This is a genomic window from Corynebacterium sp. EPI-003-04-2554_SCH2473622 (assembly GCF_001665955.1).
GTDB lineage: Bacteria > Actinomycetota > Actinomycetes > Mycobacteriales > Mycobacteriaceae > Corynebacterium > Corynebacterium pseudodiphtheriticum.
The window spans coordinates 1-13,773 of the sequence record NZ_LZMN01000084.1; the positions used below are offsets into that span (position 1 = coordinate 1).

Here is a 13,773-nt window from a genome sequence, read left to right on the forward strand (position 1 = left end):
TTTTCGGATTCGTCGGTGCCATAGACAATCATGAAACGATCGTCGACAAGGGTTAAGGGCTTGACCAGCGCGCGCACGTTGGAAATCCGATTACCCGTGCGATGCTTAGGCACGGAAAGTTCGAGGTAGCGGTTTTCTTTTTCTTCGTCGTCAAAGACGTTTGCAGCCACCCGCCACACCTGTGGGTTAATGGTGCGCGCGCTGGTCAAGCCCTTAACCCTTGTCGACGATCGTTTCATGATTGTCTATGGCACCGACGAATCCGAAAACGTGCGTATGCAATCGGCACGGCGGGATTTCGTCGCGAACGTATCCCACGAGCTAAAAACCCCGGTTGGGGGGATGGCGCTGTTGGCTGAAGCGCTGTTGGGTTCGCCGGATGATCCGGAGCACGTGACGCATTTTGGGCGTCAGCTGCAGCGCGAAGCTAACCGCATGGCGGATATGGTCAATGAGCTGATTTCCTTGTCCAAGTTGCAGGGGGCGGAAGCACTTCCAGAGATTGCGCCGGTCTCCGTGGCCGAGGTCATTAGTGCGGCGATTGCGCGTAACCAGGTGGCAGCAGAAAACCACGGCATTATTCTGCGAAACCTGGGGGCTGTGAAGGGAACCAGCGGTGCAACTGGCGACGATGCAACCAGCGGTGCAACTAGTGGTGGTGCAACTAGTGGTGACGCAACCGGTGGTGCCGAATCAAACTCGGGGCTATTCGTCGTCGGTAATAGAAATCTGTTGGTTACGGCAGTGTCGAACCTAGTCTCCAATGCCATTAACTATTCCCCAGATTCCACACCGGTGACTGTGAGTTACGAGGCAGTATCCGCTGAGGAAATCTGCATCCACGTCGTTGATCAAGGCATTGGTATTGCTTCCGAAGACCAGGAGCGCGTATTCGAGCGGTTTTTCCGAGTCGACAAGGCCCGCTCCCGACAAACCGGTGGCACGGGCCTGGGGCTGGCGATCGTGAAGCATGTGGTCGCCAACCACGGTGGCAACATCAGATTATTTTCCGAATTGGGTGAGGGCACCACGTTTACCCTGGCGTTGCCGCGTTACCAAGGTGACGGCATGGGCGGGCATGAACTGGAAGACTTAGAAGAATTAGAAGATTTGAAAGGCCTAGATAACCGGGGAACCCCAGAAAATCCGGAAGGCCTACCCAGCCGGGAAAAACCAGAAGAACCGTGATTTTTTAGCGGCGAGCTGTTATAGAATCGCCCCTGTGGCAGGAAACAGGCTGCGGCCGTCGAGCCGGCGAAACGTTACACGCCGTTGAACGTCGAAAGGACACAAGCCCCATGGCTACTGTTTTGATCGTGGAAGATGAAGAGTCGTTATCTGATCCGCTGGCATTTCTTCTGCGCAAAGAGGGATTCGAGACGGTCATTGCCGCTGATGGCCCCACGGCGCTGTCGACGTTTCAGTCACAACACGTCGATATCGTTTTGCTGGATCTGATGCTTCCCGGGATGTCGGGCACTGAGGTGTGTAAGAAAATCCGGCTTACCTCGCAGGTTCCGATCATTATGGTCACCGCACGTGACTCTGAGATTGACAAGGTGCTCGGGCTCGAGCTTGGCGCCGACGACTACGTGACCAAGCCATATTCTGCTCGTGAACTCACCGCCCGCATCCGGGCGGTGCTGCGTCGAGGGGCCGAGAAAAACACAGAAGCAGAGACTATCGAGGCCGCCGATAACGTTTTGGAAGGCGGCCGCGTGCGTATGGACGTCGACAGCCATATCGTTTACGTCGATGGCGAAGCAGTTCCAATGCCGCTGAAAGAATTCCACCTGTTGGAATATTTGCTGGAAAACGCCGGACGCGTTCTTACCCGCGGGCAACTGATCGACCGCATCTGGGGCTCTGATTACATCGGCGACACTAAAACCATCGACGTGCATGTCAAACGGTTACGCTCCAAAATTGAACCGGAACCATCCCGCCCGACACACCTGGTGACTGTGCGCGGGCTAGGTTATAAGTTCGACGCCTAGTTTCTTTCAGGTTTAATTGTTTCTTTCAGGTTTAATTTCCAGTTGCCGCCTGCGTCGCCGGATGCTGGGGGAGATTCACGCCTGCCGCGCGGGCAGCATCACGCATCTGGCAGTGGTTCGCCAAAATTTCGTAATTGCGTTGGCCCATTACCGCCACCAACTCTTCCCGGTGTGTCTTCCACAACGGATCAGTCGTCGTATGACACTGCGGAGCCGAAGAACACCACCAGTCGAATTCCTCGCCACCGTTGCCCCACGCGCGGCGGTCATACTCACTGATTACCGTGCGTAAAATTTCCACTTCGTCGCTGCGAGTTTCATAATCCTCGTGTCGACGAATAGGAACCTGCCAGCATACTTCGGGCTTAACAACGGTTAGCTCTTCATCCTCTGCGACTGCCCACTGGTGTAGCGCACACCCTGCGCCAGTTGCCCAGCCATGACGGTTGGCGAATATACAACCACCATCAACAGTGCGGGTTTTCAACGACGGCTCCATTTCACCATCCTCGTTTTCCTCTTCGTCCCACACTAGCCACGGCTCTAACTCGCCAGCAGGCGCTATTCCCGACAAGTGCTCATCAGTATTGCTCGGGCGCAATTGCCAGTATTTCGCGGGCATGTTGCGGACGGCGTCGAAAAGTTGATCCTGGTCGGTTTCGTCGGCAAGAAACGCCCCATGCGTGCAACAAGCCACGTCGGTAATTCCTTCGCGGATGCCGAAACAATCCGAGGTGCCAAACTTGCAACTGTAATGAGATTCAACCCATGTCAGGTCGACGGAAAAGACATGCTCGGGATCGTCCGGGTTGGTGAATTCGAACCACTCGCGAGCAAAATCCGGGGCAACCTCCCGGCCAGCACGAATAGATTTGCCGGCAGGAGAGTTTGCAGGAAAACCAAGGAAAATGGAAGAAGACTGTGCGTGATTCACACCTAGACACCGTAGACCGTTTAGGCTAGGAGTGTGCGATTAGGTGTAATTGATGTGGGCAGCAACACTGTCCACCTAGTAGCAGTAGATGTTCGGGACGGCGGTCGGCCAACGCCCATGAGCGATTGGAAGACTTCGCTAAAGCTGGTGGAGCAGCTCGACGCTGACGGAAATATCCACGAGCGAGGTTTGAAGAAACTGATCTCGTCCGTTGGGGAAGCTAAAGAACTCGCCAACAAACTCGGATGCGACGAATTCATGCCCTTTGCCACGTCTGCCATTCGCTCCGCCACGAACTCCGCCTATGTGCTGGATGAAGTGGAAAAACAGACGGGGGTGCGCTTAGAAATCCTCTCTGGCAAGGACGAAGGCCGGTTGACATTCCTGGCTGTACGACGTTGGTTTGGCTGGTCGGCTGGTCGCATCACGAACATTGACATCGGTGGCGGCTCGCTCGAATTATGTACCGGCACCGACGAGCACCCCGATGTTGCCAGTTCGCTGGATTTGGGTGCCGGCCGGTTGACGTATAACTGGTTTGATGCGGATCCGCCGGGAAAAAAGAAAATCAACACGCTGCGCGACTACATCGACGCTGGGCTCAAGGATGTTGCCGCCGAGATCCGCGCCTACGGTGCCCCAGGAATCGCGGTAGGCACCTCGAAGACAATCCGTACCCTGGCGCGACTTACTGGTGCCGCTCCATCGTCGGCAGGGCCCTATGTACGACGTAACCTGACCGCACCAGGTTTGCGTCAATTGATCGCATTCATTTCCCGCATGACTGCCGCCGACCGAGCCGAATTAGAAGGCGTGAGCAATGACCGTTCGCATCAAATCGTTGCCGGTGCTTTAGTTGCAGAAGCTAGTATGCGAGCATTAGGAATCGACGAACTCGAAATCTGCCCCTGGGCACTGCGCGAAGGCGTAATTCTGCGTCGCATCGATAAAGGACTGGAATAGGGAGAAACAGCATGTCTGACGACAAGCAATTAACAGTCGCGGAATTGTTGGCCCGCGCCGGGAAAGAGAACTCCGATGGCCAAGGGAAAGCCGGCGCTCAAGGCGGTTCTGGTGCACGGAAATCCGGAGGCGACTCGGAGAAACCACGTCGACGTCGGCGTCGCAGCATGGAAGACGGCGGAGGTGTCTCCGTCGCTGAGCTGACTGGGTCGTTTCCGAAAGTCACCGCGAAGCCAAAGGAATCCAAGCACGGGTCCCCCATTGATGAGACCAGTAGCAATGAGGCCAGCAGCGGTGAGACCAGCAGCAACAAGGGTGCAAAAGCTGCAAACGCAGGTTCCGGGGCTGCGCAGAATGCGGCGACGGAAAAACCATCGGGACCAAAAGCGCCTGTGGCTGCCGAAAAGAAGCAACCGGCAACACAGTCGGTGTCTCCGGCAACACCGCCAACTACCCGGAAGAAGTCCAAAACCATCACGGTTGGCCATAAGAGCGGTGACAAAAACAATGGCGGTACAGGGACAAAGACCGGTGGACAGGCCAACAGTGTTCAGGATTCCAGCCAAGAGAAGGTAAGCAGTGTTAGTGCTGGTGCTAGCGGTAGTGCTGCTGGTATTGGTAGCGCAGCTAAAGGTGTTGGTATCGGTAACGCCGGTAACGCTGCTGGTGCTGGAAGTGCTAAAGCTCCAGAGAAACCGACACCGGCCTCAGACGAGACCGCAGAAATCTCCCGAGTTACCGACACTACGAGCGCACGAACTGAGGGCGGTTCTGATAAACAGAACCAGCGCCCCAACGGCCGCGATCAGAAGAACCACGAACGCAAGGAAACTAGTCGCAAGGACTCCGAGACGACTGGTGAGATTCCGCGTGTGCAAGGCGGCAAGCCAGTTGATAAAGCTGCGAAGACAGCGGACACCGCTAGCCAGCCGGTGAAACCGGGTAAGCGAGCTGATGACGATACCTCCGAATTTCAGAACATTCCGGATTCGCTTACGCAGGCAGCCGCGGGTGCCCCGGTTGGTGGGGCTGGCCAAGACGGTGCAAAATCTACCGGAATAAATTCCACGCAGAAGAAAGCTGCTCAGGGTGCTCAGCAGACAGGGCAGCCTGATAATTCGGCGCAGGAGAATGGTCAACCGTCGGGCGGACCATCTCCCGTCCACGCTGATGCGGATCAGGATGACGCAGTCTCCGAAGGCGAAGGTATGAGTCCGGTTGCGGTGATTTTACTGGCACTGGTCGGCATCGTGCTTGGCGTCGTCGTATTCAAGGGCTTCGAAATGCTTTGGGGTGCTCTGAATAACTACCTGGTTGCCGCGTTGGCAGTCGGCGTTACCGGTGTTATGGCTGGCATAGTTCACGCCCTGCGCACGGAGCGTGATGGATTGTCGATGACATTGACGGCTATCGTGGGCTTGTTGTTGACTTTTGGTCCGGCGATCTTGGTAGTGCTCTAGTGTTTCAGTGATTGGCTATCTCGCCGCTTGGGACAAGAATGTCTAAAAACTGGTTGTGGTTAACACGACCGTCACGAGCTAAGCTATGAACTCGATTGCACATTAAACCCCTAGTCTTCCACAGTGTGGTGGCTAGGGGTTTTGCTTTCTGGCATCGTAGAAACCATGACTAACATTGCAGTTCTAGGTGGAGGCCAGATCGGAGAAGCTCTCGTTTCCGGTCTCGTAGCCTCTGATTACGACCCAAAGTCCATTACCGTGACTAACCGCAGCGCCGAGAAATCGAGCTACTTCGAAGAAAACTACGGTGTGCACACTACTTCGGATAACGCGGCTGCGATCAAGGACGCCGATTATGCGTTTTTGTGCGTCAAGCCTTATCACATTATTGATCTGTTAGAAGATGTTTCCGAGACTCTGCAGTCGAGGGAAGGTAAAACTGTGGCCGTATCCATGGCCGCAGGTTTGACCTTAGAGGCTATGGAAAAAGCGGCTGGCAGCGGGGTGCCAGTGGTTCGTGTGATGCCAAACACCCCGATGCTGGTCGGTAAAGGAACTAACGCTGCAGCGCCAGGAAGCAGCGTATCCGATGAACAGATGTCGGGAGTTTCAGAACTGCTCGAGGCAGTTGGTGAAGTAGTCATCGTAGAAGAAGGCGATATGGATGCTGTAACCGCGATGTCAGGTTCCTCGCCAGCGTATTATTTCTTGGTCACTGAGGCTCTTATCGACGCCGGTGTGCAGATGGGGTTGAAGCGCGATGTCGCCGAGAAACTGGCTACCAATGCCGCCCACGGTGCAGGAAAGATGCTGACGGATTCTGGTCGCGATCCAGCAACCCTTCGGCAGAACGTCTCTTCTCCAGGTGGCACCACTGTGCATGCTCTTCGTGAACTTGAAGAGTCTGGTCTACGCGGCATGTTCTTCCGTGCAGCTGAGGCCTGTGCTAACCGCTCCAAGGAACTTGGCTAAAACTTCTTTTATGCAACGGCAGGACACTTGCTCGGTGATATGACTGTCTGGTTGTTTAATGCCTACTAAAAACCTCGCCGCATCATGACCGGTTGAGCTTCAGAGATAACGCCCGCCGACCGCATCGTTGCCAGAATAGATACTGGCACTGGCGTGGTGCGGCGGGTTTTGCGTACTTGTGTGCAGTTACGTTCCAGGAGATATACGGGGGTTGCAAGCGATAGATGGGATTAATGTGCAGGGCGGGTCGCAATAGTCACAAGTGACACGCTAGACTAGTTTGAGCACGTGCGTGTGAAGTCCTGCGGGAGGGGAAGCCTGCAGCGCACTACGAGCTGAAGGGTGAGATACATATGGCACATGAAGACAAAGGAACGTTTCTGACCATCGCCGAGGTTGCGGAGATGATGCGCGTCTCGAAAATGACGGTCTACCGCCTTGTGCACGCTGGCGATTTGCCGGCTGTTCGCGTGGGACGTTCTTTCCGGGTTCACGAAGAAGCCGTGAACGAGTACCTGCACTCGTCGATTTACGAGGTTGGGTAGTTTTACGGACTCATCACAATAGCGATTGAGTTATTACCGGAACTTGCAAACCTTTAATCGGCTTTGCACCCTCGCGGCAGGCATCTGTTGATGCAGGGACACCGAGCCAGGCTACGTCATTAAGACTTGCCAGTTCTGGGAAATCCCCGGAGTTTGCCCAGATTTGGGTAAGCTTCTTGACAATCGCTAAAGTGTGAGCATTAGTGTCGGCAGTTTGTACACATATCAACTAAGAATTGAGGGTACTGACCATGGGTTCAGTCATTAAGAAGCGCCGTAAGCGCATGTCCAAGAAGAAACACCGCAAGATGCTGCGCCGTACTCGCGTTCAGCGTCGTAAACTGGGCAAGTAAACTAGCGCACGTTATTCAGTTGGAGCCAGATCCTATGTGGTCTGTCTACCAGCACGCACCCTGTGGAACAGGCTGGAGTTCGGCATCCAAATTACCGTCGAGTCTCCATGTCACTAGTTTCCACAGGGATTTTGTGTATCTAGTGCAGATCCGGGCTATGCGGCTCTGTTTTTGGTGCGCGCCTTAGTCGGCGTTGGAGAGGCTGCCAGCAACCGACGACCTGGAGCATTGTGTGCGGCAATCGTTTCATTGATGTCGATCTTTCCGGTGCTGGGGTTAAATTTGCCTACAAGATGAGTATCGTTTTCTCTTTCCATGTGGCCCATGTTGTTTTGGCCGTCACGTTGGTCGTTATTGCCTCGGTGATGATAGGCGCAAAGTAGCGTGAGGTTTTCGATGTTGGTCTTTCCACCGTGAGAATATGCAGTTATGTGATGGCCTTCGCATTTCGCCGCTGGCTCTGAGCAGCCAGGGTGGCTACAAACTAGCTGCATTGCAGTGAGAAAGGCTCTTTGGATCTGAGTCGTGTTGCGTACTGAGCCCGCGTCGAGAAGCTTTGCCTTGCCATTGTCCGTGATTCCAAGATGGCATTCGGAGATTCCCAATTGCATAATTTCTGCCGGGGTTAGCGTAGTGCCGGTATCTGTCCGGAACCTCGTTCGTGGTCCCATATTTAGGTAGTCATCGATTGTGCCGACCAGCACCAGTTGCGCAGACACTCTAGCAGTTGTTGTTTTCTCTGCTGATTCCGCTGTGACTTGGGACGCTTCCGAGTTTGGTGTAGGCCCGAATATAGCGTTCATGAAGTAGTCGTGGACAAATTGTGAAAGTGTTCGAGTCTCCGTGACAGTGGCGTCGGCCTGACGGGCTTTCCAGACTCGTGTGGCTTTTGCCCGAATAGCTTCAATGCGCGTGGAGAAGACAGGGTCGGTGGTAATTCCGAAATTTATCATTCCGTTGGGAAGCTCTCGGGGTTGAGAAATGTAGCGCTTAGAGCGTGCAGATTCTTGGGTTGCCCGTGCCTTAGCAGGCGACGAATAAGCGTCAGGATGATTATTTGCGTTGCGTATACGCTCACGACACCAGTGGGTGAGGTCGGCACAGTTGCGTCCCTTGTCAGCCTCTTTCATGGATTCTAGACGAACCTGGTGTTTTCCTGGCACCGCGGTGTCGTTAAGGTGGCGTAACTCCCGATCAATTACGTCGACCTTGTCTGTGGAAATTTGTCGTGCAAGTTCACGACCGGTAGATTGGGCATATCTTTCCTGGTTAAGCTTGTTTTTTGCTAAACGCATCCGTTTTGATCGCTGATTGCTAGATTCAACTTCGACTTCCTCGTCATCTGGATCGTATTCGGCGATATGGATGTGTCCGTAGGCGGTTGTTGCGCGATTTTTTACAGTATTGGCGTGTGATGTGGAATAACCTAGGCGTTTGGTATAAAACCCACGAGCGGTCGTTGTACCTACCAATCGACCAATTTCGGTTCGCTCTGCACACCATGCAAGAGAAGTTTCGCTGGATCGACGGGCAGAAGCAGCCTGGGAAAGGTATTCGAGTGCTTGCGCAATAGACGCTCTGTGGTCGAGGTGTTTACTTTTAGATTGCGCTAGTTCATCGCAAAGATCTGCTAATTCTGCGTCTAATTTTGAGAGGATGGACGCAATGTCGGAGATTCGTTGCCAAGCGTCTGCCCGTTTTTGGTTATGTAGGTGTGGAGGACGTTTCCGGGAACCATGCTGGTGCTGTTCTGGGGAAAACTCACGTAGCTTGCCTAAAGGTGTCATGGAACTGACGTTAAGAGCCCGGGGCGGATAGTTGCAGTGGAAATGGGGAACAGTCCGAAAATCTGTGGAGAAACGGAGTTATCCACAGCTAATGATGGGGTTGGGTTGCAGCAAAAGATGAAGGAATGTTGCTAAATTTATTGGGCAGCAACCTGTGCTTGAATTACCTAGCTTTTGATTTACCTGGCTTTTGGTTTGAACGGTGGCTATTTGCTTTCTATGTGGTGGATTTTTTCTTAGAAGGCCCTAATATTTTCCAGCCACCGTAAGCACCGTAGGAAAATAGTGCGGTAATTAATGCTGGTACACCGAAGGACCGCACAGCCTTGCGTAGGGAACGGTAGTCGTTGATTTTCCACCCCCGCGATTCTGCTTCCTTGCGCAGTTCCCTATCTGGGTTAATAGCTACGGCGGTGCCGACCATTGTCAGCATCGGAATATCGTTGATTGAATCTGAATAGGCAGTACAGCGATCAAGATCTAGCTTCTCCATCGCAGCCAAAGCAGCGACTGCATGTTTTTTACCTGGTCCGTGCAGGATGTCGCCGACTAGTCGTCCAGTGAATTTGCCGTTTTGCACCTCTGCCACGGTGCCAAGCGCACCTGTAAAACCAAACCTTTGGGCTAAAATTTGGGCCAGTTGCACAGGTGTTGCCGTCACGAGCCATACTTGTTGGCCGGCTGCCAAGTGTTTGTTCGCTAGTTCACGGGTAGCAGGATAGGCTTTGTCTGCAACCCGTGAGTCCACGATTTCTTGGCAGATGTCGTTGAGCTCTTCTACGGTGCGGCCTTTAATAAATTCCAGGGCTTGTTCGCGCCCTGAGGCTACGTCATTGATGTTTTCGGAGCCGGTAACGCGGTATTTTATTTGTTTCCACGCGATCGGGGCGATATCGCGCAAGCGAAAAAACCGCTTCCGTGCCAGGCCCATAGCGAGAACGACGAGTGATGATCCTTGAATGAGGGTGTTATCTACGTCAAAAAACGCAGCTGCGCCGATGTCTTGCGGTATGGCGGGGTCGGGCTGAGTAAGTTTAAAGCTTCCTGCGGCTTTCACTGATCCCGAGACCGAGGCGACGCCCGAGTCAAAGTCGGGGAGGCCGATGCCAAAAGTTTCGCTAATGGCGTTTGCGGCGGCGGCTTCACCGGCTTCTTGTTGGTGTGCCTCGTCCAGTGGTGGCATAACGGTGTTTTCTAGGAAACGTCGTAAATTGCCGCGACTTGCAGACCATTCCGCGAGGAAATCTTCTGCTGAGTTCGGCCCACTGCCGTCAGGATCAGACAAGAAATTCACTCGCTAAACTTTACCTGTTGTATGTAAAAACCCATTAATATTTCGTGCTGTATTTTCTCTGGTGTAGAACTGCTTGGGCGAATTTTCGGGGGCCAGTTCAACTGCGGTCGGGTGGATTGGCCAGATAGTATGTGGTTGTGGAGCGGTTTCTAGTCGCCTTGAGAGTGTAGTTCGGGGAATACTGTGTTCGAGATGCAAGCAGAATTTGGTTACCCAGTGTGCAGCTAAGATGGTGCCAGGAAGCTGGCGTTGAGCCGCACTGGACCTGGGGCTAGAGCGGCCCGCAGAACATAGACCCGTATAGCTTAGAAGTTAGAGAGGCTAGTTTGCATGATGAATGACGCTTGGCGATCCGGGGAGTCCGCGATGCAATCGCGTCACGATAATTCTGTCGGGGTCGCTCGAGCTGAGGAAGATGCCACCGAGAATAAGGCTGAAGCTGGTTATATTCCTAGACCTAACCCCACGCCCACGCACATCGTAGAATTGATGGTTCGGACAAATTGTGGGTCGTGTGTTCGCGTTCGCGAGCAGATCGCCCCAATCGTTGCAGCCGCAGATGCAAAACTGGTCGTGCGTAACGTTGATAATGATGCTGGGCTTGCGGTCGAGTTTGGAGACCGGGTGCCGGTGGTGGTTCTTGATGACGAGGAATTCGCGTGCTGGGAGGTCGACAACGATGAGTTGGCCGCTGCTTTGCAGAATGGGCTCTAGGAGCTGCTAATTTGCTTGCCCATTGCCCTGGAGATTCTGCTTTCTGTGGCCATTGGGGCTATCCTTTTGGTTGATATCATGGGTAGACCTCAGCCGTGAGTGTGGGCCTACCCAAATCCGGGACAGCTGGAGGGCTCTAGCTGGAGTGCCCTAACTGGTGGGCGCGGTGTGCTGGGCGAAGCCCTGAGTCGTTCCAATCGTGACGCGGATTACTGTAGTTAAGTTTTGTAGTTGAGTTAGTGAGATTGCGGAGGAAAATGTGAGCGTGCTCGTCGTGGGAATGTCCCATCGTTCGGCTCCGGTCGCTTTGTTGGAGCGACTGAGCGTAGATGGCATGCAACGCGAGGAGACGAATGCTGAGCTCGTGGCCACTTCGTCGCTGAGTGAGGCAATGATCATCTCCACGTGCAACCGCTTGGAGGTCTACTGCGTCACGAATTCATTCCATTCCGGAGTTCAAGATGTGGTGGAAGTCCTGCACCGTATTTCTCACATTGCTATCGATGAACTGCGTAGCTATCTCTACGTGCGGTATGCGGATGCTGCTGCTGAGCATATGATGGTGGTCGCTTCCGGGTTGGACTCCATGGTGGTCGGTGAGCAGCAAATCATCGGGCAGGTACGCAAGGCGTACCAGCGTGCAGTAGCCGCAAACACGGCTGGAAAAACTCTTCATGCCCTGGCGCAATCTGCTCTGCGAGCAGGAAAGAGAGTGCATACCGAGACTAAAATCGATGAGGCAGGCGCATCTATGGTTACTGTTGCGTTGAACGAAGCGCTGCAGTATATGGATTTGGGTTTGCAGAGCGGTGATGCCTCCGCAACTGTTCACACCCCTGACCATGTCGACGAGCCTTTGCTGATCGGGCGTACAGCTTTGGTATTGGGAGCCGGCGCGATGGCGTCCTTGGCTGCCACACATCTGGGGCGGTTGGGCGTCGACAAGATCATTGTTGCTAACCGCACCCGCGAACGGGCTGATAATCTGGTCGACCATGCGCACCAAGCTGGCGTGTGTGCAGAGGCTGTGAACTTCGAAGACCGTCAGCAAGTTTATGGCAAAGTAGACATCATCGTTTCGGCGACGGGCGCAGACAATTACACGGTCGACCGGGCTTCCATTCCGGAACAGCGCCACGGTCACCTGGTACTCATTGACCTTTCATTGCCACGCGACATTGCGGATGACACCGCAAAGCTTCGCGGGGTTGATCTGGTCAACATCGAGAGGCTGCATCAGTCGTTGACGTCGCAAAGCGATGAAGATACCACTGTCGGCCACCAAGACGCGAAACGCATTGTTCGTGAGGAGTTGCAAGCCTTTGCTTCTGAACAGCGTGTACGCGAAGTGGTCCCCGCAGTTTCTGCCTTGCGCAAGCATGCTGCTGGCGTGATTGAGTGTGAGATGGCGCGTCTTCGGCAAAGGCGTCCGCATATGTCGGAGGATGATTTCGGACAAGTACAGGTAGCGATTAGGCGTGCCGTCGACAAGCTATTGCACGAACCCACCGTGCGGGCGAAAAAACTCGCAGCGGAATCAGGCGCGGTCAGCCATGAAACAGCACTCCAAGAAATGTTTGGTTTGGAGATCGATGGTAGCTCGATTGCTGTCGATGCCGATGAGTTACCGTCCGTGCAGGAAGTTATTGCTCTGGGTAATAACGCCGGGAACCATTCCAGGGCCGACGATAAGGCTGGGACGAATAAAAATTCCGTGGATAATTAGCGTTAAAGAATCCCTTTAAAAAGCTTTAAGAGACGCAGAAGGCAACCCGCATGGGGCCTAAGGAGTAGAACATGTTGCAGATTGGTACCCGGGGCTCGAAGCTAGCTACTACCCAGGCTGGCCACGTGCGTGACTGGATTATTGCAGCTGGTGCGCCCGCGGAGTTGAAGATCGTTAAAACGGAAGGCGATGTGAATATGGCCCCGGTTGAGCGTATCGGAGTGGGCGTATTTACACAGAAACTGCGGGAAGTACTTGATGCAGGAGGCTGTGACGTGGCCGTGCACTCGTTTAAAGACTTGCCGACGGCTGCGGACGACAGGTTCCATTTGGTAATCCCGAAGCGCGAGGACAACCGGGAAGCCCTGATTGCGCGCGATGGTCTGCGCTTGGATGAATTACCGGAAGGTGCCCGCGTGGGTACTTCGGCGCCTCGCCGAATCTCACAATTGCTGTCCTTACGCCCGGATCTCGATATTCGTCCTCTGCGCGGGAATATCGAAACGCGAATGAGCAAGATTGACGACGGCGAACTCGATGCAGTGGTATTGGCATATGCCGGGCTGATCCGAAATGGCTATCAGGACAAAGCGACCCAGGTTTTTGCTGTAGATGAAGTGATGCCAGCTCCAGCGCAAGGGGCATTAGCCGTGGAAGTACGCATGAATGATGCTGCGGTTGTGGAAGTCGTCGACAAGCTCACCAGTGTCATCGACCGTGACTGCGCATTTGCGGAACGCGTGGTGCTGAATCGTTTGGAAGCAGGATGCACCGCTCCGGTCGCGGCGTATTCCACCTTCGATGAGCAGACTGGAATGATTACTGCCCATGGTGGGGTGTTTGCACTGGATGGGAAAAAGAGGTTGCTCGCCGCTGCCAGCGGTACCGACCCTATCGCGGTAGGCGAAGAGGTCTCGCAGGCATTGCTTGCCGACGGCGCTGCGGAACTCCTGGGTGATTCCTAGCGCACCACCGGTGCCACGCTGGGACACTGAGATTGGGTGCTAAAGGGGTGCATACTACTTGCC

Annotated in this window: 12 protein-coding genes and 2 pseudogenes; 10 read left to right on the plus strand and 4 right to left on the minus strand. The window is 54.2% G+C overall.

Annotation, left to right across the window (positions count from 1 at the left end; translation table 11 throughout):
* Window positions 1–209 (minus strand): annotated as a pseudogene (locus A5774_RS11065) (sensor histidine kinase); the annotation flags it as partial.
* Here A5774_RS11065 and A5774_RS09940 point away from each other — a divergent pair.
* Together A5774_RS09940 and A5774_RS09945 are read left to right on the plus strand one after the other, a co-directional pair.
* Window positions 187–1,188, plus strand: a pseudogene (locus A5774_RS09940) (sensor histidine kinase); the annotation flags it as partial. The pseudogenes A5774_RS11065 and A5774_RS09940 overlap by 23 nt on opposite strands.
* A 110-nt stretch (window positions 1,189–1,298) precedes the next feature.
* Window positions 1,299–1,997: a response regulator transcription factor gene (locus tag A5774_RS09945; RefSeq protein ID WP_023018892.1), complete on the plus strand. Its 699-nt coding sequence runs from the start codon at window positions 1,299–1,301 to the stop codon at window positions 1,995–1,997.
* A 31-nt stretch (window positions 1,998–2,028) separates the two neighbouring features.
* Here the strand turns inward: A5774_RS09945 and A5774_RS09950 are convergent, their stop codons facing one another.
* On the minus strand, window positions 2,029–2,931 hold the full coding sequence (locus A5774_RS09950) for a hypothetical protein (protein WP_023018893.1): 903 nt from the start codon (window positions 2,929–2,931) through the stop codon (window positions 2,029–2,031).
* Between the two features lie 33 nt (window positions 2,932–2,964).
* Between A5774_RS09950 and A5774_RS09955 the strand changes: the two genes are divergently transcribed.
* The 5 genes from A5774_RS09955 (at window position 2,965) to A5774_RS11070 (ending at window position 7,224) form a co-directional block, all read left to right on the plus strand.
* A complete protein-coding gene (locus tag A5774_RS09955) occupies window positions 2,965–3,894 on the plus strand; it encodes a Ppx/GppA phosphatase family protein (RefSeq protein ID WP_023018894.1) in 930 nt (309 codons plus the stop codon).
* Between the two features lie 11 nt (window positions 3,895–3,905).
* On the plus strand, window positions 3,906–5,354 hold the full coding sequence (locus A5774_RS11790; protein ID WP_023018895.1) for a hypothetical protein: 1,449 nt from the start codon (window positions 3,906–3,908) through the stop codon (window positions 5,352–5,354).
* A 165-nt stretch (window positions 5,355–5,519) separates the two neighbouring features.
* Window positions 5,520–6,326: a pyrroline-5-carboxylate reductase gene (gene proC / locus A5774_RS09965; protein WP_027017487.1), complete on the plus strand. Its 807-nt coding sequence runs from the start codon at window positions 5,520–5,522 to the stop codon at window positions 6,324–6,326.
* A gap of 353 nt (window positions 6,327–6,679) precedes the next feature.
* A complete protein-coding gene (locus A5774_RS09970; RefSeq protein WP_021352134.1) occupies window positions 6,680–6,871 on the plus strand; it encodes a helix-turn-helix domain-containing protein in 192 nt (63 codons plus the stop codon).
* A gap of 251 nt (window positions 6,872–7,122) precedes the next feature.
* Entirely contained in the window at window positions 7,123–7,224 is a 102-nt protein-coding gene (locus tag A5774_RS11070) for a 30S ribosomal protein bS22 (RefSeq protein ID WP_003855542.1), read from the plus strand.
* Between the two features lie 155 nt (window positions 7,225–7,379).
* Here A5774_RS11070 and A5774_RS09975 read toward each other — a convergent pair whose 3' ends face one another.
* Window positions 7,380–9,011, minus strand: coding sequence for an HNH endonuclease signature motif containing protein (locus tag A5774_RS09975; protein WP_023018897.1), 1,632 nt, complete (start codon window positions 9,009–9,011; stop codon window positions 7,380–7,382).
* Between the two features lie 217 nt (window positions 9,012–9,228).
* On the minus strand, window positions 9,229–10,194 hold the full coding sequence (locus A5774_RS09980) for an HAD family hydrolase (protein WP_369707193.1): 966 nt from the start codon (window positions 10,192–10,194) through the stop codon (window positions 9,229–9,231).
* A 600-nt stretch (window positions 10,195–10,794) separates the two neighbouring features.
* Here A5774_RS09980 and A5774_RS09985 point away from each other — a divergent pair.
* From A5774_RS09985 to hemC, 3 genes are all read left to right on the plus strand, one after another.
* Window positions 10,795–11,019 (plus strand): glutaredoxin family protein, encoded by a 225-nt coding sequence (locus A5774_RS09985; protein WP_034645779.1) that lies wholly within the window; start codon window positions 10,795–10,797, stop codon window positions 11,017–11,019.
* 259 nt (window positions 11,020–11,278) lie between these two features.
* Complete coding sequence (locus A5774_RS09990) at window positions 11,279–12,745, plus strand: glutamyl-tRNA reductase (RefSeq protein WP_023018899.1); 1,467 nt, start codon at window positions 11,279–11,281, stop codon at window positions 12,743–12,745.
* A gap of 71 nt (window positions 12,746–12,816) precedes the next feature.
* On the plus strand, window positions 12,817–13,710 hold the full coding sequence (gene hemC / locus A5774_RS09995) for a hydroxymethylbilane synthase (RefSeq protein ID WP_027017490.1): 894 nt from the start codon (window positions 12,817–12,819) through the stop codon (window positions 13,708–13,710).
* Window positions 13,711–13,773 lie beyond the last annotated feature (63 nt).

Excerpts from the sequence above, each read along its gene's own strand:
- A5774_RS09945 (WP_023018892.1), top strand. The coding sequence starts at position 1,299 with ATGGCTACTGTTTTGATCGTGGAAGATGAAGAGTCGTTATCTGATCCG.
- A5774_RS11790 (WP_023018895.1), top strand. The coding sequence starts at position 3,906 with ATGTCTGACGACAAGCAATTAACAGTCGCGGAATTGTTGGCCCGCGCC.
- proC (WP_027017487.1), top strand. The coding sequence starts at position 5,520 with ATGACTAACATTGCAGTTCTAGGTGGAGGCCAGATCGGAGAAGCTCTC.
- A5774_RS09970 (WP_021352134.1), top strand. The coding sequence starts at position 6,680 with ATGGCACATGAAGACAAAGGAACGTTTCTGACCATCGCCGAGGTTGCG.
- A5774_RS11070 (WP_003855542.1), top strand. The coding sequence starts at position 7,123 with ATGGGTTCAGTCATTAAGAAGCGCCGTAAGCGCATGTCCAAGAAGAAA.
- A5774_RS09975 (WP_023018897.1), bottom strand. The coding sequence starts at position 9,011 with ATGACACCTTTAGGCAAGCTACGTGAGTTTTCCCCAGAACAGCACCAG.
- A5774_RS09980 (WP_369707193.1), bottom strand. The coding sequence starts at position 10,194 with ATGCCACCACTGGACGAGGCACACCAACAAGAAGCCGGTGAAGCCGCC.
- A5774_RS09985 (WP_034645779.1), top strand. The coding sequence starts at position 10,795 with ATGGTTCGGACAAATTGTGGGTCGTGTGTTCGCGTTCGCGAGCAGATC.
- hemC (WP_027017490.1), top strand. The coding sequence starts at position 12,817 with ATGTTGCAGATTGGTACCCGGGGCTCGAAGCTAGCTACTACCCAGGCT.